Genomic DNA, 23535 nt, shown 5'->3' with positions numbered 1-23535 from the left:
GATGCTTTTATGGCTAGAACGCCAGTGCAAAGCCGATGCTTATGTATTTGCGCGGGAAGTGGGAACTGTCGAATGAAGCATGTAGGGTCTGGTGCAATGAAGGGTACGATGCGGGGGATCGCCGTTTCGTTGATGTTGGTCGGCGCGAGTGTCGTCGTCACGGCCTGCCAGTCCGATCCGGATATCGACATTACCAAGCTCGGCGTCGAGACCGATCCGCCTGACGTTCTGTACAAGCAGGGGCTTGCCAACATGAACGCCGGCAACATGACGGAGGCCTCACGCAAGTTCGAGGCGATCGACAAGCAATATCCCTTTACCGAATGGGGCCAGAAGGCGCTTGTCATGCAGACCTTCATTGCCACGCGCACCAACAAGAACGATGTGGCGATCACGAATGGCAGCCGCTTCCTGCGGCAATATCCGCGCTCGAAGGACGCCGCTTATGTTCAGTACATGATCGGCCTTGCCTATTCGAAGCAGATTTCCGACGTGACGCAGGATCAGCGCGCAGCACAGCGCACCGTCGAGGCGATGAACAAGGTCGTCAATGACTATCCCGATTCGGAATATGTCGCTGACGCGCAGGCCAAGATCCGTTTCGCCCGCGACCAGCTCGCCGGCCGTGAAATGCAGGTCGGTCGTTATTACCTTGAGCGCAAGGAATATCTCGCCGCCGTTTCGCGTTTCCGCATCGTCGTCGAGCAGTACCAGAACACCAACCAGATCGAGGAAGCGCTGGCGCGTCTGACCGAAGCCTATTACGCTATGGGCCTGGTGGACGAAGCGCAGACGGCGGCCGCCGTTCTCGGCAACAACTATCCTGATAGCCAATGGTATGCGGATTCCTACAAGCTGCTGAAGGGTCAGGGGCTGGAGCCGCGTGAAAACAAGGGGTCCTGGATTTCGCGCGCCGGCAAGAAGCTTATCGGCGCCTGAGACCGGGGCATAGGCCATGCTGGTCCAGCTCTCGATTCGCGATATCGTTCTGATCGAAAGGCTTGACCTCGGTTTCGAGGCAGGCCTTTCCGTGTTGACGGGCGAGACGGGTGCGGGCAAATCCATTCTTCTCGATAGTCTCTCGCTGGCGCTTGGCGGCCGTGGCGACGGCGGCCTTGTGCGCCACGGTGAAGAAAAGGGGCAGGTTACTGCCACTTTCGAAGTCCCGAACAATCACCCGACCCGGCTTCTCCTGCGCGAAAACGGTCTCGATGACGATGGCGACCTGATTTTCCGCCGGGTGCAATCCTCTGACGGGCGCACCAAGGCCTATATCAATGATCAGGCCATCAGCGTGCAGATGATGCGCCAGCTCGGTCAATTCCTGGTCGAAATCCACGGCCAGCATGATGATCGCGCGCTTGTCGACACCGATGCACACCGGACGCTGCTGGATGCCTTTGCCGGGCTGAGCGATGAGGCTCGCGCTGTTCAGGGCCTCTACCGCACCTGGAAAGATGCTGACCGGGCTCTGAAGACGCACCGCGCCAAGGTGGAGGCGGCGGCGCGCGAGGCGGATTACCTGCGCTCTTCCGTTGAGGAACTGGAAACGCTCTCGCCGCGTGACGGAGAAGAGGAAGAACTGGCCGAGCGCCGGGCGGTGATGCAGAAATCCGAACGCATTGCCGGCGATATCGCTGAGGCCAGCGAGTTTCTGAACGGCAATGCCTCGCCCGTGCCTGTCATTGCATCGATGATGCGCCGGCTCGAGCGCAAGAGCCACGAGGCTCCCGGCCTGCTTGAAGACACCGTGCAATTGCTGGATGCCGCGCTGGACAGCCTTTCCAATGCGCAGATGGAAGTGGAGGCGGCATTGCGCCGCACCGAATTCGATCCGCGTGAGCTGGAGCGGGTGGAAGAGCGGCTTTTTGCGCTGCGCGCCGCGGGCCGCAAATATAATGTCGCCGTGCCTGACCTTCCGGCTCTCGCCGAAAAAATGGTGGCCGATCTCGCCGATCTCGATGCCGGTGAAGAAAAACTCGGCAAGCTCGAGGCCAATCTCGGCGTCGTAAAGGCCGATTTTGACCGTGCCGCCCAATCGCTTTCCGACAAACGCCGCAATGCGGCGGAAGCGCTTTCCAACGCTGTCATGGCCGAGCTTCCGGCGCTGAAGCTGGAGCGGGCGCGGTTTACCGTCGAGGTGACCTCCGATCCCGAGCAGGCGACGGCTGACGGTATCGATACGGTGGAGTTTCACGTCCAGACCAATCCGGGCACGCGCCCCGGTCCGATCATGAAGGTGGCCTCGGGCGGCGAACTGTCCCGTTTCCTGCTGGCGTTGAAAGTGGCGCTCGCCGATCGCGGATCGGCGCCGACGCTGGTGTTCGACGAAATCGATACGGGCGTTGGCGGCGCTGTGGCGGATGCCATCGGCCAGCGGCTGCGCCGCCTGTCGAAAACCGTGCAGGTCCTGTCCGTCACCCATGCGCCGCAGGTGGCCGCACGGGCTGCCACTCATCTCCTCATTTCCAAAGGCCCATCCGGCGACGGCAGCGAGCGCATCGCCACGCGCGTGGCCACCATGGAGCCGAAACACCGCACCGAAGAGATCGCCCGCATGCTCGCCGGCGCATCGGTAACGGACGAGGCGAGGGCTGCGGCCGCTCGTCTGCTTGCCGCCAAGGACTGATCGTTCGCGACAATGCCGTTGGAGCGCCTTTCGGCGTTGTGAGTCCAGCGGCAAAACTGTTTTTAATGTCTGTTATTTCGGCTAAAAGCGTTCGGTAATTCCGAAAAGAGGCCGTCATGTCGAAAGACCAGAAATCCGTCGAAAACCTCACCGAGCTTGAAGCCTCTTCCGAGCTCGCATTTCTGGCGGCCGAGCTTGCTCGCCATGACGCCCTTTATCACGGCAAGGACGCGCCGGAGATTTCGGACGCCGATTATGATGCGCTGAAGCGGCGCAACGATGCCATCGAGACGGCTTTTCCAGCGCTGGTGCGGGCCGATAGCCCATCGAAGAAAGTCGGCTTCGCGCCGCTTCCGACCTTTGCGCCAATCGTGCATGCGCGGCCGATGCTGTCGCTCGACAATACGTTTTCGGAAGAGGATCTGCGGGATTTCGTGAGTTCTGTCTATCGCTTCCTCGGGCATCTGCCTGATGATTCCATCGCCTTTACCGCCGAGCCGAAGATCGACGGGCTTTCCATGTCGATCCGCTACGAGAACCGCAGGCTGAAGACCGCGGCGACGCGTGGTGACGGCACGGCGGGCGAAAACGTCACCGCCAATATCAGGACCATCAAGGAAATCCCGAACGAGCTGCCTTCGGACGCGCCCGATGTGGTGGAGGTTCGTGGTGAGGTCTATATGGCGAAGAGCGACTTCATGGCGCTCAACGCCCAGATGGAGGCCGAAGGCAAGCAGACCTATGTGAACCCGCGCAACACGGCATCCGGTTCGCTGCGCCAGCTCGACGCCAATGTGACAGCGAAACGCAAACTCAGGTTCTTTGCCTATGCCCTGGGTGAGGTTTCGAATGGCGGCCAGCCGACGCGGATTGCCGATACGCAATACGGCATCGTCGAGAAGTTCAGGGAATGGGGCTTCCCGGTCAATCCGCTGATGAAGCGATTCACCTCCGCCCAGCAATTGCTTGAACATTATAATGAAATCGGCGTTGCGCGGCCTGATCTCGATTATGATATCGACGGTGTGGTCTATAAGGTCGACCGGCTCGACCTTCAGGAGAGACTGGGCTTCCGCTCGCGCAGCCCGCGCTGGGCGACCGCGCACAAGTTTCCGGCCGAACAGGCCTTCACCACGGTTGAGAACATTGAAATTCAGGTGGGACGTACCGGCGCCTTGACGCCGGTCGCGCGTCTCACCCCGATCACCGTCGGCGGTGTCGTTGTCACCAATGCGACGCTGCATAATGCCGATTATATCGAAGGTATCGGCAATAGCGGCGAGCGCATCCGCCCGGAGGATCACGATATCCGCATTGGCGACACGGTCATTGTGCAGCGCGCCGGTGATGTCATTCCGCAGGTTCTGGATGTACTGTTGGAAAAGCGCCCGGCCGAGGCGGCGAAATATGCATTCCCGGAGAAATGTCCGGTCTGCGGCAGCCATGCGGTGCGGGAGCGCAATGAAAAGACCGGCAAGCTCGACTCGGTCACACGTTGCACCGGCGGTTTTGTGTGCCGGGCGCAGGCGGTGGAGCACCTGAAACATTTCGTCTCGCGCAATGCCTTCGATATCGAAGGGCTCGGCACCAAGCAGATAGACTTCTTCTTCGAAAGCGACGATCCGGCGCTCTCGATCAAGACCGCGCCTGATATTTTCACGCTGAAGGCGCGGCAGGAAGGCTCTCACCTCACCAAGCTCGAGAATATCGACGGCTTCGGCAAGGTCAGCGTCAGGAAGCTGTTCGATGCCATCGACGCCCGCCGCGAGATCGATCTGCACCGGCTGATCTTCGCGCTCGGTATTCGTCATGTGGGCGAGACCACGGCGAAGCTTCTGGCGCGATCCTATGGCACTTACGAACATTTCGAAGAGAGCATGAAGGCGGCGGCCGATCCGGCGAGCGATGCCTGGGCCGAACTCAACAGCATCGACGGCATTGGCGAGGTGGTGGCCCGCGCGATCATCGAGTTCTACAAGGAACCACGCAATCTGGATGTCATCGACCGGCTGATACGGGAGCTTCGCCCGAAGGAGGCCGAGAAGCCCTCGACGGAAGGCAGCCCGGTGGCAGGCAAGACGGTCGTGTTTACGGGCTCGCTGGAAAAGTTCACCCGCGATGAGGCTAAGGCCCGGGCCGAAAGCCTCGGCGCCAAGGTGGTCGGTTCCGTCTCGAAAAAGACCGATATTCTGGTGGCAGGGCCGGGGGCCGGTTCCAAGCTTGCCAAGGCGGCTGAACTGGGCGTGCAGACCATGGACGAGGACGAGTGGCTGGCGCTGATCGGCGGCTGATGCGCCGTCATGGCGATGTTGTCCTTTGCCGCTAAAGCTTTGCGCCTGAGACGGAGAGCACAGTATGGATGACCGTATTGTCGTCACCCCACAGCAGGTCCGGGCGCTGGTCACCAGCCAGTTTCCGCAATGGGCTGATCTCGAGGTCCGGCCGGTGGAACTGAGCGGCTGGGACAATCGCAGCTTTCGCCTTGGTGGCGACATGCTGATCCGCATGCCAAGTGCCGCCCGGTATGTTGCGCAGGTGGAAAAGGAGCACCGGTGGCTGCCGGCGCTTACACCGCTCCTGCCTTTTCCGATCCCTGCACCATTGGCGCTGGGGCAGCCGGGAGAAGGCTATCCGTTCTGCTGGTCCGTCTATCGCTGGCTTGAGGGCGAACCTCTCGCACGGCATCTGGAGCGCGTCGATCTTTCGACTGTCGCTATTGATATTGCCGCGTTTTTGAAAACATTGCACGGCGTGGATGCTTCGGATGGCCCACGCGCGGGCGCGCATAACTTTCATCGCGGCGGGTCCCTCTCGGTCTATGACGGGGAGGCGCGGGCCTCGGCAGCACGCCTTGCCGATGAGGTGGATCATGCGCTGGCCATGGAGATCTGGCAGCTGGCGCTTTCCAGCCGCTGGCAGGGGCAGGGTGTCTGGGTGCATGGCGACATTGCCGAGGGCAATCTGCTGGTGCAGAACGGCCGCCTTTCAGCCGTCATCGATTTTGGCAGTTCCGGCGTCGGCGATCCATCTTCCGATCTCATTCTCGCCTGGAATGTGCTCAATGCCGAAAGCCGTGCCGTTTTTCGTCAGGCGCTGGAGCTTGATGATACCACATGGCAGCGCGGGCGCGGCTGGGCGCTGTGGAAGGCGTTGATCGTGCTGGATGCCGAGCGCGGGCGGAACGAAAGAATGGCCGAATGGTCGCGGCGGACCATTCGGGAAGTGTTTGCGGATCACCTTCTACGCTGAAAGCGCCTATCGAAGTCGTGCCATCACATGGGCATCGACGTATTTTCCATCACGATAGGCATCGTTGCGCAGGGTGCCCTCGCGCTCGAAACCGAATTTCTCGTAGAGCCGGATTGCCGGGAGATTGTCCGTGAAGACGTTGAGCTCGATGCGGCGGATATCGTGCCAGTTATCCGCTGTGTCGATCAGCGCCCCAAGAAGGTGCGACCCCACCCCTTTTCCCGCGAGATCGTCGTGAACGCTGATCGCCAGGTCGGCGATATGGGCCTGTCGTCCTGCCCTGCGAAACAACCCGCCATTGGCGACGATCTTTCCGCGCCATTCGCCTATGATCGAAATGTCGTTCGGACCGCGGTTCTCCATTGCCTTTCTGGTCTTTTCCACAGACTGGAAAGGTTGCCGTAGCGTGCCGTGACGGACGCCCGGCAGGTTGAACAGTTCGGTCAGGGCTTCGGCATCATCCAGGCGCGGTGCGCGCAGGAGGATGTCGCGTAACTGGAACTGATCATCTTCATTATCGGCAAATTTCACGTTCTGCATGCCTGTCTCCTTGGGGCGTATGGGAGCAGGCTTGCGAACCCTGCTCTAATGGCAGGGTGGAAATGGATCGCTTAACGCGACGACATACCTTTCCCTGCCGGGTGGCCGGTGATGGTATGGCGACGGGTGGTGTTCTGTTTCGCGATCATGCGCGCAGAATGCTTTTGCCGTGTAGCTCTGTCAAGCCGGGGCGTTGCGCAGCAGGCTTCTGAGTTTTGCCGGCAACCTGCCGTCAATCGCTGCAAGACCGGCGGCGATCATTGCCATGCCGGCGAAGTGCTTCATTTCCAGTTGCTCGCCGAGCAGCAGCGAACCGAGCAGGATGGCGCTGACCGGGATGAGGAAAGTGACGAGGGCAAGGTTGGTGGCGCCGGCGCTGGCAAGAATACGGAAGAAGATGAGATAGGCGAGCGCCGTCGACAGCAGGGCGATGCCGATCAGCGCGCCCCAGGTGCCAAGGCTCGGCATGGCGAGTGTCCAAGGCTTATCGATGAGAAGGGCGGCCGGGATCAGCATCAGTGTTGAAGAGGAAATCTGGCCGGTGGCGGTCATCAGCGGCGGCACGCCCATGGCCTTGAAGCGGCGGCCGAAAATGCCGGCAAAGGCATAGGAGACGGCGGCGCCAAGAATGGCGATCTGGCCCCAGAGACCAGATGAGCCGGTAAAGGCGGCCGGGCCGATCATGGTAGCCACGCCGGCAAAGCCGATCAGCACGCCAGTGAGCTTGTTGCCGGTCATCTTCTCGTCGGCGGTCAGAAAGTGCGCGACGATGACGGTGAAGAGGGGCGTCGTGGCATTGAGGATCGAGGCAAGCCCGCTGGCAATATGGGTCTGGCCCCAGACAATCAGGCAGAAGGGAATGATGTTATTCAGCAGGCCCATGCCGAAAAACGCACGCCACACCGCCCCTTCGCGCGGCAGGCGAAGGCCCATGATGCGGCAGACGATTAGAAGCGCTGTGGCGGCAAGGGTGACCCGCAGCGTAACGATGGTGACCGGCGGCAATTCCTTGACCGCGACACCGATGAAAAAGAACGATCCGCCCCACAGGAGCGAAAGCGCGACAAGCATCGCCCATTCGCGGGCATCCATCTGTTTCTGTATCGCCATCATCATCTCCCAAAGCATGAGCACCGACATGATCGCAGACGGGACCGCCGCCATCCACCCGATATCGGTTGAGTTTAGCTCAAATCGAAGTTGGATGGCTTTCACTGCATTTCAGGTCTTGTTGCGTCTATTTACTCCCTGTTTTATGGTGTTTTCAAACGATTGTTTCTCGTGCGATAATTGAGGTGAGCTAAATCATGGCAGCCGAACTTCCTTCTCTGAAAGGACTGCAGGCCTTCGAGGCCGCAGCGCGGTATCGCAGCGTCACGCTTGCCTCCAATGAGCTGAATGTCACACCCGGCGCGGTTAGCCTGCAAATCCGGGAGCTGGAGGCGCGGCTTGGTGTGCAGCTTTTTTCCCGCAAACCGCGCAGCATCCAGCTGACGCGTGAAGGGGAACGTTATTACGGCGCGCTTCGCACTGCCTTCCGGATGATGCGCGAGGCGACGGCGGAACTGACGGCGCGATCTGAGATCACCGTTCTGACGCTCAGCTGCACCCCGACTTTCGCCGTGCAATGGCTGATGCCGCGATTGCCGGCCTTCCAGCAGCGACACCCGCATGTGGATGTCCGCATCAGCGTGACGAACCGGTTGGTGGATTTTTCAAGGGACGACGTCGATCTGGCGGTGCGGCATGGTTTTGGCCGGTATGAAGGGCTTGAGAGTATCCGCTTCATCGATGACAGCACGCTGCCGGTCTGCTCGCCGCAGCTTCTTGAAAAATACGGGCCGCTTCAGGAGGCGGGTGATCTGAAGTCCGTTCCCCTGCTGCATGATGAAAACCGCAATGAATGGCGGCGCTGGCTGGAGGCGGCGGGGGCATCTGATGTCGATGCCACCGGCGGCACCGTCTTCATCGACAGCAACGGCGCGCTGGATGCGGCCAAGGCCGGGCACGGCATTGCGCTGACCCGGCGTTCGCTTGTTTCCCGCGAGCTTGCGGAAGGCGCATTGATCGCCCCCTTCGGCAAGGACATGGCCAGCACGCTTGCCTATTTCCTCGTTTATCCCAGGCGTATGCTCGATAATCCCGATCTGGTGACGCTCATCGACTGGATGCTTTCGGAGGCGCGTTCAGCCGAGGCCGGTTCTCTTTGAGGCCAATCCGGTTTATGCCGGAATGAAACAACGGGAATCACTCTTGAAAACCATCGCCATCGATTTCGAGACCGCCAATGAGGAGCGGGGCAGCGCCTGCTCCGTCGGACTTGCGTGGATAGAGGGCGGCGAGATCGTTCGCGTCGAGGAGCGTCTCATCCGGCCGAAGGACATGCGATTTTCGCCCTTCAACATCGCCGTACACGGGATTCGCCCTGCCGATGTCGAGGACGCGCCGGAATTCCCTGAGGTGATGGAGGAGTTCATCGACGACTTCCACGGTGCGACGATGATCGCCCATAATGCCGCCTTCGATTTCAGCGTCATGCGGGCGTCGTTCGACAAGTACCGGCAGTCCTATCCGGATCTTTCTTATCTGTGCAGCGTCAAGATCGCCCGGCACGTCTGGCCGCAGCTGGAATCGCATAAGCTGAATGTCATTGCCCATCACCTCCAGCTGCGTTTCGTGCACCATAATGCCGCCGAAGATGCCGTTGTCTGCGCGGCAGCGTCGATTGCGGCGGCCAAGGCGCTGCGCGTCACCCATGTTCGCGACTTGCCGGAGAAGATCGGCATGGTCGCAGGCCGTCTCACCTCCACCGGTTACCAGCCCTGCAGCATGAAAAAACGCGCCGTCTCCCGGGTTGCGTAACCGTTCCGCGCACTTATGTTTGAAGCAGCGTAACGGAGAAGATGCGATGACGATGAAAACTCTGTCGGGTTTGTTTGCGGGCTTTCTGGCATTGCTTCCGGTCACTGCCGCGCATTCGCAGGTCGTGGGTGAGGTTGGCGTCGACTGGATCGGCAACGACATCGTCATCGAGGCGATTGCCGATCCGAAGATCAAGGGCGTGACCTGCCACGTCACCTATTTCGAGCGCGGCGTCATCGACCGGCTGAAGAACGGCAACTGGTTTGAAGACCCATCCAACAACGCCATTTCCTGCAGCCAGACGGGGCCGGTGGAGATCGGCGATATCGATCTCTCGAAGGGCGGGGAAGAAGTATTCCGGCAGGGCATGTCGCTGGTCTGGAAGAAGCTGGTCGTCAGCCGCGTCTATGACAAGGCCAATGACACGCTTATCTATCTGGTGCATGCACGGGAGCTGACTGACGGTTCGGCCAAGATGGCGATTTCCACGGTGCCGCTCTATAACCAGCAGGTCACATGGCAAAAGGGCAAGCCGTAAGGCTCGCCCCCCGCAATTGCGTTATAGATGCCTGGATCAGGCTGCTTCGCGCGCCAGCTCGTCGGCAATGACCGTGTCGAGGTTGAGGAAGCAGACCATGCTCTTTTCCAGCGCGACGATGCCGCGGCAGAAGCTGCGCTGCTCTTCCGGAATGATGTCGGGCGCGGGCTGCAGGTCTTCGGAGCGGATGGTCATCATGTCGGAGACCTGCTCCACCAGAAGGCCGACCAGCTTGCCGCCGATATCGGTGACGATGATGGCGGAGCGTTCGGAGGGCTCGGTCATTTTCATGCCAAGGCGGCCGGCCATGTCGATGACGGGAATGACGGCGCCGCGCAGGTTGATGAGGCCGAGAACATAGGGCGGGGTGTGCGGCATCGGGGTAACCGGCGCCCAGCCGCGGATTTCGCGGATCGCCATGATGTCGATGCAGAATTCCTGATCGCTCAGATGGAAGGAAACGATTTCGAGATATGCGCCGGATTGCTTGATGGCGTTGGACATGACGGCAGGTTTCCTCTGATGGCTCTCTAACAGGCCCGCGCAGGATTGAGCTTTATGCGGTGGCCGGAGAATGGACCGGGAGACATCATGTCGAGGCTTAAAAACCGCTATGGTCATAATGCACAGCAAGATTTTAAACTTTCCCTAACAATTGCCCCGCGCCTGCCGGCAAAACCCAGTATTTTGGCGGTTTTCGCGCTCACGCAAACAGGTTATGATAGGCATATGAACGCGCTCGTTTCCCATCCGCTGAAGTTTATTCTGGCAAGTCTTGCGGCTGTGGCCTCGCTTGCCATCGTGCTTCTTGCCTTTGACGGCTGGGTGCGGCACGGCACGGATATTTTCCTGTCTACGGTGCAGAGCGGCATCGCCTGGTGCCTCTGACGTTTTTTCGGCTGCGGATTTGTGACAAATCAGCGCGGTCGGCTCAAATACGCCCAGTTGATTTGCCGTCGCCACCTCCTTTCGTTATCTGTCTGCCAGAGCCTGCGATATGCCGCCGGCTTTCGGGGTAGGATTGGAAAATGAGAAATATTCGCATCGTATTGTGGGCCGTCGTGCTCGTTCTCGCCGGTGTCGTCAGCTGGTTGACGATCGAAATGACGAAAACCCGGGAGCAGATGGTGGAGACGGCCTATGGCGTGCCGTTCGAACTGACGGCGCAAACCGGCCAGCCGATTACCGAAAAAGCCTTTCAGGGCAAGCCTACTGCGCTGTTCTTTGGTTTCACCCATTGCCCGGAGGTCTGCCCCACAACCCTGTTCGAGCTGAACGGCTGGATGGAGAAGGTGGACCCGGCCGGCGACAAGCTTCAGGCCTATTTCGTCTCCGTCGATCCCGAGCGCGATACGCCTGAGATCATGCAGCAATATGTCTCCAACGTCTCGAAGCGGATCACCGGCATCACCGGCCCGGCCGACAAGATTGCCGAGACGCTGAAGGGCTACCGCATCTATGCCAAGAAGGTGCCGGTGGACGAGAAGGATCCGAATGGCGATTACACCATGGATCACACGGCGTCCGTCATCCTGCTCGATGCCAATGGCCGCTTTGCGGGGACGATTGCCTATGGTGAGAATCCCGATGTCGCCGAGCAGAAACTTCAGAATCTTCTGAAGGGTACGAAGGTTTAATTACGCGCGGCTTATTGGACTGACTGCGGTTTTGTGGCAAAGGCAGACACAGAACTATTAGCCAGAGAAAGCAGCCCGCCGTGAGCGAAATCCGACTTTACGTCACCACGACCGAAATCCAGGCGGGTGAAATCCTCGATCTCATGTCGGACTATTTCGGCGAGGAGGATGTCGCGATTGCCACCACCGAGGTGGATGAAAAGCGCGATATCTGGGAAGCCTCGGTCTATCTGATGGCTGAACAGGAAGAAGAGTTCCGCGAGCGGGTCAGCGCGCTGCTTGCTCCTGCCTTTCCCGGTCTCGTCATCGAGAAGGAGACCGTTCCTGACGTTGACTGGATCGCCAAGTCGCTCGAGGGGCTGAAGCCGGTCAGGGCAGGGCGCTTCATCGTGTATGGCGCCCATGATCGCGATAAGGTGCAGGCGAACGATCTGGCAATCGAAATCGAGGCGGGGCAGGCTTTCGGCACGGGCCATCATGGCACGACGGCAGGTTGCCTTGAGATGATCGAGGAAGTTCTGCGGGCGAGGACGGTGCGCAATGCGCTGGATCTCGGTACCGGCAGCGGCGTTCTGGCGATTGCTGTACGCAAGATGCGTCCTATTCCCGTGCTTGCGACAGACATCGATCCCATCGCCGTGAAGGTGGCGAAGGAGAATGTGCGGCTGAACGGTATCGTCTCCGGGCTTGCGCTGGAGACCGCGCCGGGTTTCCACTCGGACGCTTTCCGCAAGCATGGCCCGTTCGATCTCATCATTGCCAATATTCTGGCGCGGCCGCTCATCAAGATGGCGCCGCAGCTCGTCACGCATCTGGCGCCCGGCGGCACCGTCATCCTGTCCGGCATTCTGGCGTCGCAGCGCTGGAAAGTGCTTTCCGCCTATAATGGCGCCCGACTTTCCCATGTCCGCACGATCTGGCGTAATGGCTGGGTGACGCTGCACCTGCGCAAGGACTGAAGCTTCCCCAGCATCCCTTTCGGGGTAAAAGAAAAGGCGGCGCTTTCGCGCCGCCTGGAAACCCGCGAGCAGATGGGAGGAGTTTGCTCAAGCGGGTCGACGTATTCCTGTTCGGCGCGGCGGAGGGAGGATCTCCGCACCGGACACTATCAGAATACGTAGCTGGACTTTGCCTTGCGACGCAGATCGGCGCGGTTCATGCCGAGCGCTTCCAGCGACTTGTCGTCGAGGTTCAGAAGGGCGGCGTTGACGTGGCGGCTGACCTGACGCTCGCGTGCTTCAACGACGCGATCGAAGGCGGTGCGGAGGAAAGATTTTGCCATTGCTTCAAATCCTTGTTTGCCATGAGAGTGTCTCTCTCGCTGTGTTGCCCTGAAGATAAGCGATGTGTTTTTGTTTGGTTAGAGGGGATATCTCAGGGTAGATATGCGTTTTTCGCATGACATATTGCCTTGAGTATTACTTATTTCGCGAAACATGCACAATTTATCGTCGCAATCCCATCTGTCATATATGGCTTGAAACCGGCTTTGTCCGCATGGCATTGTCGTTGCGCGCCAATGATTTGATGGCGCGACCGTCCAGTTTTTCTCATGACAGTTCCCGAAAGACGCTCATGTTCCAGACCTTCGAAAACAAATCCGCGCCGCAATTCGGCAAGGCCCGTGTCGAGGCACTGCGCGCCGGTTTCGACGCCCTCGGCATCGACGGTTTTCTGGTGCCGCGCGCCGATGAATATCAGGGAGAATATGTGCCTGAGTGCGCCGAGCGCCTCTCATGGCTGACCGGCTTTACCGGTTCCGCCGGCATTGCGCTGGTGACACGCACGCAGGCAGTGGTTTTTGTCGATGGCCGTTATACGACGCAGCTGAAGTCGCAGGTCGATCAATCGGTCTTCAGCGGCGGCGATCTGGTTGGCGCGCCGCCCTCCGTCTGGCTTGCCGAACATGCCCCACAGGGTTTCCGGCTCGGCATCGATCCGTGGCTGCACACCGGCGCGGAGTTGAAGCGGCTGGAAAAGGTGCTTGCCGGCAAAGGCGGTTCGGTCGTTCTCCTGGAAAAGAACCCGCTTGATGCCCTGTGGCAGGACCGTCCATCCGAGCCGCTGGAGCCCGTCGTTATCCAGCCCGAGGCCTTTACCGGCAAGCTGGCGAAGGAAAAGATCGCCTCGCTGGCGGAAACGGTCTCGGCAAAGGGCGCAGATGCCCTGCTGGTTACCGATCCGTCGTCCATTGCCTGGATTTTCAACGTTCGCGGCAACGACGTGCCGCATACGCCGCATCCGCTCGCGCGCGCCATCATCTATGCGGATGGCAGGGCGGATATTTTTCTCGACAAGCGCAAGACCGGCATTGAGGTCGAGGCTTATCTGGCGCAGCTCGCGACACAATTGCCGCCGTCGAAGATCGCCGACCGCCTGCACGCCATTGCCAGCGCTAAAGGTCGCGTCATGGTGGATGCCGATCTGACGCCGGTGGCGCTGACCGGCGCGATTACCGCGGCGGGCGGCACCCTGATCGAGGAGGCTGATCCTGTCCGCTTGCCGCGCGCGCGCAAGAACAAGGCGGAGCTGGCCGGCTCGGCAGCCGCTCATGTGCAGGATGGGGCGGCCATGGTCGAATATCTCTGCTGGCTGGACCGCCAGCAGCCCGGCAGCGTCACCGAAATTGCCGCCGTCAGGGCGCTCGAGGCCGCTCGGGTCAAGGTGGGGCAGGGGCTGCAAAACCCGCTCAAGGACGTATCTTTCGACACGATTTCAGGTGCCGGCGAACATGCCGCCATCATCCATTACCGCGTCACGACAGATACGGACCGCACACTTGCGGATGGGGAGATGTTCCTCGTCGATTCCGGTGCGCAATATGTCAACGGCACCACTGACATCACCCGCACGATTGCGATCGGCGCCGTTCCGGAAGAGCAGAAGCGTTTCTTCACACTGGTGCTGAAAGGCATGATCGGCATCAGTACCGCACGGTTTCCCAAGGGAACGCGCGGTTGCGATCTCGATCCGCTGGCGCGCATCGCGCTCTGGAAGGCGGGAGCGGATTACGCCCATGGCACCGGCCACGGCGTCGGCTCCTATCTTTCGGTGCATGAGGGGCCGCAGCGTATCTCCAGGCTTTCGACGCAGGAACTGCTGTCCGGCATGATCCTGTCGAACGAGCCGGGCTATTACCGGCCCGGCGCTTTTGGCATCCGCATCGAGAACCTCATCTATGTGCGCGAGGCGGAAGAGGTCTCCGGCGGCGACCAGCCGATGTTCTCCTTCGAGACGCTGACATGGTGCCCTATCGACCGCAGGCTGGTGGTCACCGCTCTCCTGACCGACGAAGAACTCGACTGGTTGAACACCTATCACGCCGGGGTTCTGGAGAAGCTTTCTCCCTTGATCACCGACGAGGAGGTTAAGGCGTGGCTCGTTGCCGCAACGAAGCCATTGGAGCGGGTCGCTTAAAGCAGCCCGAAATGCCTGATGGCGATGACGATGGCCCAGCCGACGGCCAGCATCGTGAGGCCGGGAAACCGCAGGCAGACCAGCAGGGCGGCCACCATGCCGATCTTGACCTCGTATCCGCCTTCAAAAAAGGCGGGTGCGACGAGCGTGGTCAAAACCGCCACGGGAACGGCGTTCAGCCCCGCCTCCATGCGTGGCGGGATGGATTTCATCCGCGTCATCAGAACATAGCCGCCGATGCGGGTGAGGTAGGTGGCGATGGCGGCGAGCGCGATCAGGATCAGCGTATCGGCGTGCAGCATGTCGCTCATGGCGTTTCCACCCCGTTTTCAGAATTCGACGTGCCGTTCGGTTTTGGCGGATAAAGGACCGCAACGAGAATTCCGGCGACCGCGCCGAGGCTCACATGCCACGGGGAGCCGACGATGTGATAGGCAACCGTTGCGCCAACCGCGCTTGCCAGCATGACAGGGTAGAAATTCTCCCGCTGGCGGAAGCTTAGCACCATGCCCATGAAATAGATCGGCAGCAGCACATCGAGGCCAATTGCTTTCGGATCGCCGACCATATTGCCGAGCGATGCGCCGAGAATGGTCATGGCCAGCCACAGCACATAAACGGGCGCGGCAAAGCCCATGTACCAGGAAAAGCCGACCGTGCCGGTATTTTCGTATTTCCTGACCGACTCGGCGAATTGCGGATCAACCAGCACGAAGAAACCAGCGGCTTTTTGCAGGAATGACCAGTTCGAGATCATCCGGGCAATGGCGGCCGAATAGAGGATATGGCGAAAATTGACGGCGAAGACGGAAAGAACGATCAGCCAGGGGGCAACCTTCTGGCCGAACAGTTCGATACCAACGAGCTGGCTTGCACCCGCATAGACGGTGCCGCTCATGATCGTGGCTTCGGTGACGCTCAGCCCGTTATCGACTGCGACGGCGCCGAACAGCGCACCGAAGGGGGCGGCGGAGAGGGCGATCGGGAAACCGCTCTTCAATCCCTCGCGAAAATCTGCATTGAACATGTCTGGAAACTCCTTGCCGCCGCTCTATCGCCGTCCCGTCCGGCTGGCAAACGAATTGCATGAATGGATCGATTGATTAACTTGAAGCTTCCGTTACGGTATCGCCCCATATGGCCGGTGCCGGGCCGGCTTCACCGCCGTCTTCTCGTGCACCTCAACAGTCAGACGATGGAAGATCGATGCTGGAAAAGCAGGAAAAGGCCGCGCTGGCCGCACGTATCAGGGATTATCTTGCCCGTGAGACCGAAACCGAGATCGGCCATCTGCAGGCGGAGATCTTCGTCGACTTTCTGGCAGAGGAGCTGGGGCATGTTTTTTATAATGAGGGGCTCAGGGATGCGCATGCCGCGATCCTGAGACGCCTTGAGGATGCAGCAGGCGATATCGACGTTCTGGAGAAACCGAAGCCGCGGTAACGGCACTCTCCTTCCTCATCCCTGTGCTCGTCACAGGGATCCAGCCAGCCCAAGTCCTTGGGCTGGAAAGACTCTCTCGCCGCGCAGACGCGCGTCGGCTGGATTCCTGTGACGGGCACAGGGATGAGGAGAGTGGTAAGCCCAGTGTTCTTCAGTCCCGCAGAATGTCGCGGCTTTTGAGAACGATTGCGCCCTTTTCCCGCATGGTGGTAATCGCGGCCTTGATGCCCTGCGGATCGATGCCGCGGCTGGCATCCTCGATGAAACGCACCTGCACATCAGGCAGCATGTCGAGGGCATCGAGCACCGAAAAGCTGACGCAGTAATCGGTGGCGAGGCCGCAGACGTCAAGTTGCGTGATACCCTGGCGGTTCAGATAGTCGGCCAGTCCCGTCGTCGCGCCCTGATCATTGTCGCGAAAGGCGGAATAGCTGTCGACGGCGGGGTTTTCGCCCTTCTGCTGGATGTAATCGAAGGTTTCCGTCTTGAGATCAGGGTGGAATTCCGCATCCGGTGTACCCTGCACGCAATGGTCCGGCCACATCATCTGCGGTTTGCCGGAGAGTTCGCCCATGTCGAAAGGTTTCTTGCCGGGATGCTGCGAGGCGAAGCTGCCATGATTTTCCGGGTGCCAGTCCTGCGAGGCGACGATGAGATCGTAGCCGCCATTGTCGATCAGGGCATTGGCGATGGGCACGACCCTGTCGCCATCGGCAACGGCCAGATTGCCGCCCGGGCAAAACCCGTTCTGGATATCGATGAGCAGCAGCGCCTTCATGATGTGCCTCCCTTTTGAGGGCAGGATGCCAAGCCGGCTTTGGCGGATCAAGCCCCTTTCGATTTCTCCGGTAAGCATGGGTGTTTCCGGCAGGGACTTGCCCTGTCGCAGTCCTGCCGCATTTGCAGCAAATTTCCGGCCAAGTCGGAATTTACCTGACAATGCGGCGACGGAAATTTTTAGGCCGATGACGCTCCTTTAAGGGGTATTTCCCGGGACGATGCAGTGCGGATGCACGCAGTACCCGCGCAAGTCATTGTTTTGCCTTCACCTTACAATGCGCAGACCTTAACGAAATATTTTTGCAGGGACTCGTAAACACTTTGGTTACCATAATTCGTCATGCTTCGAGCCAGTCAATTCCGAAACCGGCGTGGTGTCTGCCCGCTCTTCGGATGTCCCAAAATCCCTCCGGCGTCGGCCGGGTATGCGTGAACGGTTCGAGTAACGAGTATCATGGCGTTTTCTGCTGCGGCCTATAATGGTGCCGGCTTTACCGGTTCGTCTTCCGCCAAGAGAGGCAAATCCTCTTCGCTCGGACGGATGTCCGCGCTTCTCGGCGGCGGCGTTTTTGCCAGCCTTTTCGCAGTCGCAGCCTTTGCCTCGCTGCATAGCATGGCCGCTGCCTCGCATGGTGTCGGACAGTTTGAAAAGACCCTGGTGACGAGGCTCGATTCGGCTGAGACGGCGATTGTTCGCACGGCCGCGCGAGATATTCACATCCGCAAGTTTTCCCGTTTGAGCGACCATAGCCACGGCCAGCAGAAGGCTGTTCGCCTTGCCGGCATCATGCCCGAGATTGGTGCGAAGGAATTCGGCGAGCGCTTCGGCGCGGCAGCGAACGCGAAAGGGCAGGCGACCGTTAAGGAACTCGCCGCGCTCAAGCCTTCGGCAATCGTCGATTCGGCGCTTGGACGCACCTCCGAGGTCGCCTATCAGAGCGCCGTTCCGCAGCATCCGGCATTTGAAGTGGCACTGGCGCGGCCGCAGATCGAGGAAGAAGCAAGCAGCCTGCTGCCCGATGATGTGCCGCTGCCGAGTTTCCGGCCTGAAGTCGCGACGGCTCAGGCGGTCGAGCCGTCACCGCGTCCTGCCACACCGTCCAGGGCCGAGGTTGCTTCGGCGCCTGCTTTTGATGCGCCGGTTCCCCTGCGCGCACCTGCGCCGCCCAAGCAGAGCACCGGCGCCATGCTCGCCTTTGCAAAGCCTGATAATCCGATACGCGAGCCGAGCAAGATGGATGCGGTTCCGTGGCCGGATCGCGGCAACGGAACGGCGATCTATGATATTTCCTCCGGTGTCGTGCATATGCCGAACGGCGAGAAGCTGGAGGCGCATTCCGGCATCGGCAAGATGCGCGACAACCCCGATTATGTGCATGTGAGAATGCGCGGTTCGACGCCGCCCTCCAGCTATCGTCTGACGATGCGCGAGGCGCGGTTCCACGGAGTCGAAGCCATTCGTCTGACGCCGGAAAGCGGCGTCAACCCGCACGGCCGCGACGGTCTTCTGGCGCACACCTACATGCTGGCAAAACGCGGTGAATCGAACGGCTGCGTGGTGTTCCGCGATTATTCGCGCTTCCTTGCGGCCTTCAAACGCGGCGAAGTCAAGCGCATGGTGGTGGTGCCGAAACTGAACGGTAACCGGCCGACACTTGCCAGCAGCGGCGGTAAAAGCGGCGGCAAGACCCTGATCGGCATGTTCTCGCGCGGCAGCGACTCCTGAGCTTTCTTAAGTTCTACGCATTTTCCGGACGTAAAACCGCTGCGCATTTTTACTGAAAATGCTTTAGCGACCGCGCCGCTGTGTCAGCACCATGCCGGCCAGGATCAGCAGAATCCCAAGTGCGCTTGCCCAGATTTTCGGCGGATGATCGCTGAAAAGATCAAGAACCACGCCTGAAACCATCTGGCCGCTGATGACCAGAAGGGCGGTATTGACCGCACCGATGCGCGGTATGAGCCAGCTTCCCGAAGCGATGAAGACGACGCCGATCGGGCCGCCGATAAAGGCGAGCCATGGCGCATCGGCCGCGCCCGGCGGAATGAGGCCGCCGACGATAAGGCCGATGACGGTCAGCACACCAAAACCGACGATATGGTTCCAGAAGGAGGCGATGAGCGGCGAGTTCGACAGGCTGAGGCGGCCGTTGATCTGGCGGCTCAGCGCCACGAAGACGCCGCCGGTAAAGGCCATGGCGATCCAGAGTATCATGCCGTTCTCCCCACAAGGATGATAAGCGCGCTGCCGCACAGGATCAGCGCCACCGCTGCCATGTCCCGCAGGTCCGGCTTCCTTCTGGGCAGGCCGAAGAGGCCGAAAAGATCAGCCAGGAGGCTGAAGATCACCTGTCCGCCAAGCCCGAGCGCAATGGTGCCGGAAAGCGCCAGCGGCGAATTGACGGCGGTGGAGGTGAGGATGACGATGGCGGCACCCACCACCCCGCCGCAATAGGCCCAGAGCGGCGCTTTCGGTTTTGCCGGTGCTGCTGGATCTTTCTTCGGGCGCATGATGGCGAGATAAATCAGGGCGGCCACCGTGCCGGTTCCATGCGCTGTCCAGGAGGAAAACAGCGCATTGCCGTAATGGGCAAGCTGACCGTTGAAATGCACCATCAATGTCAAAAGGCAACCGCTGGCGAAGGCGGCGGCAAGATGCAGCGGGTTGAGGCGTGGATGCGTCGTGTCTGTCATGGCGGGCCGGAAAGCTGAAGAGGAACCCGAGCTTTAGCCGATATGTGCCTGAAGCGGAATCGAATTGCGCCGCTTTGCTGCTTCACGCGACATTATCCTGTGCGTTGCGGAACAAGCCACCCTGCCGCGCATTATTGCAGCATGAAGAAAACGACGCGCAAACCATTGAACCGGATGACGATTTTCGTCGTTTCGATTTTCCTTCTCGCAGCCGTGGTCGCGGCCGTCTATCTTGTCGGATTCACGCCCGGCGAAGTGTAAGAAAGATAATTCAATGACTGGCTGGAGCGGTCTTGCCCTTGCCGCCTCCCATAGCCACCTTCGCCTTCGCCATGACGAAGCGGATGCCGCGCAGCAGGAAACGACTGGTTTCCAGAAAGGCGCGATAGGGCAGTACGGTGAAATAACGCCAGCGCGGGAGGCGGTAGATGCGCAGATTGTTCTGGATCTGGCTTTCTCCGTCCGCATCTTGCGTGGCGCAAAGCGGGTAGATGAACGCCGCCTTGAGGCCCGCGAGATATTCCAGATCGAATGCGATGTCATAGGCGAGCCGCATGGGGATCAGTTTCGATATCCATTTTCCGGCGCGGCGGTTGACGAGATAGGCTCCCGACCCTTTTTCCCGCGTGATTGCAATGGCGAGCGAACGACCATTGGAAAGCGGGCGGAACGGAAATTTCCGGCCATTGCTGACCGTTGTCAGCCTCAGCAGATCCCAGTCGCCGCCGTTCAGCACCGCCTCATCGATGGCGTTGAGAAAATCATCATCGAAGACCACGTCATCCTCAAGGATGAGTGCTATATCGGCGTCGCCTTCCGTGAATTTTTGGGCGCAGGCGACATGGCTGAGATAACAGCCGATTTCCGGCGGCGAGGTGCGGCGGCCATGCATGAGCATGTAGGAAATCTCGCTGAATTCCGGGATCGGGTAATTCAGTTCCCTGCCATTGACGCCGGGGACGCGCTCCGCCTTCAGCCCCATGGCGTCAAGGCGGGCGTTCATATCCGCGAGGCGTTTGGTGGCGCTGTCCATGTTGATCAGGAAAACCGCAAGCTTGCGCTGGCTTTTCGGTAATATATGCAAAGCAGTCCTCACCCGGTTTTCACATCCCCATTGCAACTCCTTTATTGCAACGGCATGACGTGGGCTACGGAAAAAGCGGTCTGCGGGCACTCATAGTTGTCGAATCAAACCTTTTCCACAAATCCATCCAGCACGCGCTTCTGTCCGGCGCGATCGAAGTCGATCGTCAGCTTGTTACCTTCGATGGCGGAAACATTGCCGTTGCCGAATTTGAGGTGGAAAACGCGGTCGCCGACAAAGAATTTCGACGGCTTGTCCGCGACGGATTTCGCCACCAGCTCGCCCTCTATCGTACGGGTGCGCGGGCCACTCTCGCCATAACCGATTCGTTCCACCGCATGGCCGGAGCGGGTGCCCCAATTGTCGCGGGTGGCGTCGCTGCGGTTCTGCTGCGCGCGCTTCCAGCCGGGGGTGGAATAGTTGTTGGTGAAGGGGTCGGCCTTGTCGAAGCGCGACTGGCCGTAGCCGCCGCGTCCGCCATAACCGCCGTAATTGCTGTCGGATGCCGCGACATCCACATGGGCCGACGGCAGTTCATCAAGGAACCGCGAGGGCAGGGTGGATTGCCACAGCCCGTGAATGCGCCGGTTCGAGACGAACCAGATATGGCAGAGCTTCTTGGCGCGGGTGATGCCGACATAGGCGAGGCGGCGTTCTTCCTCCAGACCGGAGCGACCGCCTTCGTCCAGAGCCCGCTGGTGCGGGAACAGGCCTTCCTCCCAGCCGGGCAGGAAGACGGTGTCGAATTCCAGGCCCTTGGCGGAATGCAGCGTCATGATGGAGACGGCATCGAGATTTTCGTTCTGCTCGGCATCCATGACGAGCGCCACATGCTCGAGGAAGCCGCGCATGCTCTCGAAGGCCTCCATCGAGCGGATGAGTTCCTTGAGGTTTTCCAGCCGGCCTGGCGCTTCGGCCGTCTTGTCGGCCTGCCACATGGCGGTATAGCCGCTTTCGTCGAGAATCTGCTCGGCAAGCGTGGTGTGCTCGGTATTTTCCAGGAGACCCTGCCAGCGGCGGAAATCCTGCACCACATCGAACAGCGCCTTGCGGGCCTTCGGTTTCAGCTCGTCGGTCTCGATGATATCGGCGGCTGCCGCCAGCATCGGAATATCACGGGCACGGGCATAGTCGTGCAGGTTGCGGATGGTCGTATCGCCGAGGCCGCGCTTCGGCGTATTGACGATCCGCTCGAAGGCGAGATCGTCGGCCGGTTGGCAGACGAGGCGGAAATAGGCCATGGCGTCGCGGATTTCGAGGCGCTCATAAAAGCGTGGGCCGCCGATGACGCGGTAATTGAGGCCGAGCGTCACGAAACGGTCTTCGAATTCGCGCATCTGGAAGGAGGCGCGAACGAGGATCGCCATGTCGTTCAGCTTGTGGTTCTTGCGCTGAAGCTGTTCGATTTCCTCGCCGACCGCGCGGGCTTCCTCCTCGGAATCCCAGGCGGCATGCACCACGACCTTTTCATCGTCAGGGCTGCTGCGTTCGGTGAACAGCGTCTTGCCGAGACGGCCCTCATTATGGGCGATCAGATGCCCGGCTGCGCCGAGAATATGCTCGGTGGAGCGGTAGTTGCGTTCAAGCTTGATGACCTTGGCGCCGGGAAAATCCTTGTCGAAGCGGAGGATATTGTCCACTTCCGCGCCGCGCCAGCCATAGATCGACTGGTCATCGTCACCCACGCAGCAGACGTTCTGCGGCTCGTCCTTGGCGCGCTGCGCGAGAAGCCGCAGCCACATATATTGCGCCGTATTGGTGTCCTGATATTCGTCCACCAGAATGTAACGGAACTTCTGGTGATACTCCTTCAGAATATCCGTGTGGCGGCGGAAGATGCTGATCGGGTGCATCAGAAGATCGCCGAAGTCGCAGGCGTTCAGTGTTTTCAGGCGGTTCTGATAGGCGGTGTAAAGTTCGCGACCCTTGCCATTGGCGAAAGCGCGGCTGTCGCCCTCCGGAATATCCGGCGGCGTCAGCCCCTTGTTCTTCCAGCCGTCGATCATGCCGGCAAACTGCTTTGCCGGCCAGCGCTTGTCATCGAGACCTTCGGCCTGAATGAGCTGCTTGATCAGCCGCACCACGTCGTCCGTATCGAGAATGGTGAAATCCGATTTCAGGCCGACGAGTTCGGCATGGCGGCGCAGAAGCTTGACGCCGATGGAGTGGAAGGTGCCAAGCCAGGGCATGCCCTCGACGGCGCCGCCGACCAGAACGCCGATACGTTCCTTCATCTCGCGGGCCGCCTTGTTGGTGAAGGTCACGGCAAGGATCTGGCTGGGATAAGCACGGCCGGTTGCGAGAATATGGGCGATGCGGGTCGTCAGAACGCGGGTCTTGCCGGTGCCGGCGCCCGCAAGGACAAGAACGGGTCCGTCAAGCGTTTCCACGGCGTCGCGCTGTTCCGGGTTGAGGCCGGAAAGATAATCGGGCGCGGCACGCGTCTGATCGCGCGCAGCCATCGCGCGGGCGGCAATGCCGAGCCCGCCGGCGCTTTCCGCGCCTGCATTATTCGTCGCCCTGCGCGGCGTCACGGGTTCTTCATCGAAGAACGGCATATCGTCGAAACTGTTGCTCATGCGGCCCAATGTAGTGATTCGGGATATAAAGGCCAGAACCGCGTTCTGCTTTTATTCCGGTATCATCGGTCAAAACGCCTATT

At 60.1% G+C, this 23535-nt stretch carries 24 protein-coding genes; 13 read left to right on the top strand and 11 right to left on the bottom strand.

Features of this window, described 5'->3' with window-relative positions:
- Positions 1-72: 72 nt before the first annotated feature.
- From QRN60_RS10285 to QRN60_RS10270, 4 genes are all read left to right on the top strand, one after another.
- Positions 73-939, top strand: coding sequence for an outer membrane protein assembly factor BamD (locus QRN60_RS10285; RefSeq protein WP_060725092.1), 867 nt, complete (start codon positions 73-75; stop codon positions 937-939).
- 16 nt (positions 940-955) lie between these two features.
- Positions 956-2629 (top strand): DNA repair protein RecN, encoded by a 1674-nt coding sequence (gene recN, locus QRN60_RS10280; protein WP_020809660.1) that lies wholly within the window; start codon positions 956-958, stop codon positions 2627-2629.
- A gap of 116 nt (positions 2630-2745) precedes the next feature.
- Positions 2746-4920 (top strand): NAD-dependent DNA ligase LigA, encoded by a 2175-nt coding sequence (gene ligA / locus QRN60_RS10275; RefSeq protein WP_129564899.1) that lies wholly within the window; start codon positions 2746-2748, stop codon positions 4918-4920.
- A gap of 64 nt (positions 4921-4984) precedes the next feature.
- Positions 4985-5878 (top strand): aminoglycoside phosphotransferase family protein, encoded by an 894-nt coding sequence (locus QRN60_RS10270; protein ID WP_087744565.1) that lies wholly within the window; start codon positions 4985-4987, stop codon positions 5876-5878.
- Between the two features lie 6 nt (positions 5879-5884).
- Here the strand turns inward: QRN60_RS10270 and QRN60_RS10265 are convergent, their stop codons facing one another.
- Together QRN60_RS10265 and QRN60_RS10260 are read right to left on the bottom strand one after the other, a co-directional pair.
- Positions 5885-6418 carry a GNAT family N-acetyltransferase gene (locus QRN60_RS10265; RefSeq protein ID WP_020809657.1) on the bottom strand — a complete coding sequence of 178 codons (534 nt, stop codon included), beginning with the start codon at positions 6416-6418 and terminating at the stop codon, positions 5885-5887.
- A 180-nt stretch (positions 6419-6598) separates the two neighbouring features.
- Positions 6599-7528 (bottom strand): DMT family transporter, encoded by a 930-nt coding sequence (locus QRN60_RS10260; protein WP_060725254.1) that lies wholly within the window; start codon positions 7526-7528, stop codon positions 6599-6601.
- A 197-nt stretch (positions 7529-7725) separates the two neighbouring features.
- Here QRN60_RS10260 and gcvA point away from each other — a divergent pair, with 197 nt between their 5' ends.
- The 3 genes from gcvA to QRN60_RS10245 are packed head-to-tail and all read left to right on the top strand — an operon-like array spanning position 7726 to position 9818.
- Positions 7726-8628 carry a transcriptional regulator GcvA gene (gene gcvA / locus QRN60_RS10255; protein ID WP_111781737.1) on the top strand — a complete coding sequence of 301 codons (903 nt, stop codon included), beginning with the start codon at positions 7726-7728 and terminating at the stop codon, positions 8626-8628.
- 43 nt (positions 8629-8671) lie between these two features.
- The gene (locus QRN60_RS10250; protein ID WP_004430786.1) at positions 8672-9280 is read left to right on the top strand and encodes a 3'-5' exonuclease; all 609 of its coding nucleotides are present in this window, start codon (positions 8672-8674) and stop codon (positions 9278-9280) included.
- 46 nt (positions 9281-9326) lie between these two features.
- Positions 9327-9818 carry a CreA family protein gene (locus QRN60_RS10245; protein WP_035220532.1) on the top strand — a complete coding sequence of 164 codons (492 nt, stop codon included), beginning with the start codon at positions 9327-9329 and terminating at the stop codon, positions 9816-9818.
- A 36-nt stretch (positions 9819-9854) separates the two neighbouring features.
- On the opposite strand, the gene QRN60_RS10240 is transcribed toward QRN60_RS10245, so the two are convergent.
- The gene (locus QRN60_RS10240; protein WP_004430791.1) at positions 9855-10322 is read right to left on the bottom strand and encodes a chemotaxis protein CheW; all 468 of its coding nucleotides are present in this window, start codon (positions 10320-10322) and stop codon (positions 9855-9857) included.
- 87 nt (positions 10323-10409) lie between these two features.
- Between QRN60_RS10240 and QRN60_RS10235 the strand changes: the two genes are divergently transcribed.
- The 3 genes from QRN60_RS10235 to QRN60_RS10225 all read left to right on the top strand — a co-directional run bounded on the left by QRN60_RS10235 (position 10410) and on the right by QRN60_RS10225 (position 12414).
- Positions 10410-10706, top strand: a complete 297-nt coding sequence (locus tag QRN60_RS10235) for a hypothetical protein (RefSeq protein ID WP_223568009.1) — start codon at positions 10410-10412, stop codon at positions 10704-10706.
- 140 nt (positions 10707-10846) lie between these two features.
- Positions 10847-11455, top strand: a complete 609-nt coding sequence (gene sco / locus QRN60_RS10230; RefSeq protein WP_004430794.1) for a cytochrome oxidase assembly protein Sco — start codon at positions 10847-10849, stop codon at positions 11453-11455.
- A gap of 80 nt (positions 11456-11535) precedes the next feature.
- Positions 11536-12414 carry a 50S ribosomal protein L11 methyltransferase gene (locus QRN60_RS10225; RefSeq protein WP_004430796.1) on the top strand — a complete coding sequence of 293 codons (879 nt, stop codon included), beginning with the start codon at positions 11536-11538 and terminating at the stop codon, positions 12412-12414.
- Between the two features lie 149 nt (positions 12415-12563).
- Here the strand turns inward: QRN60_RS10225 and QRN60_RS10220 are convergent, their stop codons facing one another.
- Positions 12564-12737 (bottom strand): hypothetical protein, encoded by a 174-nt coding sequence (locus QRN60_RS10220; RefSeq protein WP_003522343.1) that lies wholly within the window; start codon positions 12735-12737, stop codon positions 12564-12566.
- A gap of 293 nt (positions 12738-13030) precedes the next feature.
- Here QRN60_RS10220 and QRN60_RS10215 point away from each other — a divergent pair, with 293 nt between their 5' ends.
- Positions 13031-14872, top strand: coding sequence for an aminopeptidase P family protein (locus QRN60_RS10215; RefSeq protein WP_129564898.1), 1842 nt, complete (start codon positions 13031-13033; stop codon positions 14870-14872).
- Here the strand turns inward: QRN60_RS10215 and QRN60_RS10210 are convergent.
- A complete protein-coding gene (locus QRN60_RS10210; RefSeq protein WP_004430802.1) occupies positions 14869-15183 on the bottom strand; it encodes an AzlD family protein in 315 nt (104 codons plus the stop codon). The genes QRN60_RS10215 and QRN60_RS10210 overlap by 4 nt on opposite strands.
- Entirely contained in the window at positions 15180-15899 is a 720-nt protein-coding gene (locus QRN60_RS10205) for an AzlC family ABC transporter permease (protein ID WP_129564897.1), read from the bottom strand. The genes QRN60_RS10210 and QRN60_RS10205 overlap by 4 nt, the downstream gene beginning before the upstream one ends.
- A 179-nt stretch (positions 15900-16078) precedes the next feature.
- Here QRN60_RS10205 and QRN60_RS10200 point away from each other — a divergent pair, with 179 nt between their 5' ends.
- Positions 16079-16315 (top strand): DUF2164 domain-containing protein, encoded by a 237-nt coding sequence (locus tag QRN60_RS10200; RefSeq protein ID WP_004430806.1) that lies wholly within the window; start codon positions 16079-16081, stop codon positions 16313-16315.
- Positions 16316-16466: 151 nt separating this feature from the next.
- On the opposite strand, the gene pncA is transcribed toward QRN60_RS10200, so the two are convergent.
- Positions 16467-17093 (bottom strand): bifunctional nicotinamidase/pyrazinamidase, encoded by a 627-nt coding sequence (pncA, locus tag QRN60_RS10195; RefSeq protein ID WP_004430808.1) that lies wholly within the window; start codon positions 17091-17093, stop codon positions 16467-16469.
- Between the two features lie 456 nt (positions 17094-17549).
- Between pncA and QRN60_RS10190 the strand changes: the two genes are divergently transcribed.
- On the top strand, positions 17550-18821 hold the full coding sequence (locus QRN60_RS10190) for a DUF2778 domain-containing protein (protein WP_004430811.1): 1272 nt from the start codon (positions 17550-17552) through the stop codon (positions 18819-18821).
- A 63-nt stretch (positions 18822-18884) separates the two neighbouring features.
- Here the strand turns inward: QRN60_RS10190 and QRN60_RS10185 are convergent, their stop codons facing one another.
- The 4 genes from QRN60_RS10185 to QRN60_RS10170 all read right to left on the bottom strand — a co-directional run bounded on the left by QRN60_RS10185 (position 18885) and on the right by QRN60_RS10170 (position 23452).
- Positions 18885-19310 carry a DMT family transporter gene (locus QRN60_RS10185; RefSeq protein WP_004430812.1) on the bottom strand — a complete coding sequence of 142 codons (426 nt, stop codon included), beginning with the start codon at positions 19308-19310 and terminating at the stop codon, positions 18885-18887.
- The gene (locus QRN60_RS10180; protein WP_020009321.1) at positions 19307-19789 is read right to left on the bottom strand and encodes a DMT family transporter; all 483 of its coding nucleotides are present in this window, start codon (positions 19787-19789) and stop codon (positions 19307-19309) included. The genes QRN60_RS10185 and QRN60_RS10180 overlap by 4 nt, the downstream gene beginning before the upstream one ends.
- A 271-nt stretch (positions 19790-20060) precedes the next feature.
- On the bottom strand, positions 20061-20873 hold the full coding sequence (locus tag QRN60_RS10175) for a glycosyltransferase family 25 protein (protein ID WP_060727401.1): 813 nt from the start codon (positions 20871-20873) through the stop codon (positions 20061-20063).
- Positions 20874-20977: 104 nt separating this feature from the next.
- Positions 20978-23452, bottom strand: a complete 2475-nt coding sequence (locus QRN60_RS10170; protein ID WP_077998920.1) for an ATP-dependent helicase — start codon at positions 23450-23452, stop codon at positions 20978-20980.
- Between the last annotated feature and the right edge of the window lie 83 nt (positions 23453-23535).

It is taken from the genome of Agrobacterium sp. CFBP2214 (assembly GCF_030209895.1).
Classification (GTDB): domain Bacteria; phylum Pseudomonadota; class Alphaproteobacteria; order Rhizobiales; family Rhizobiaceae; genus Agrobacterium; species Agrobacterium radiobacter.
The sequence above is the reverse complement of the archived record's forward strand: the minus strand, read 5'-3'. Positions and strand labels throughout refer to the sequence as shown.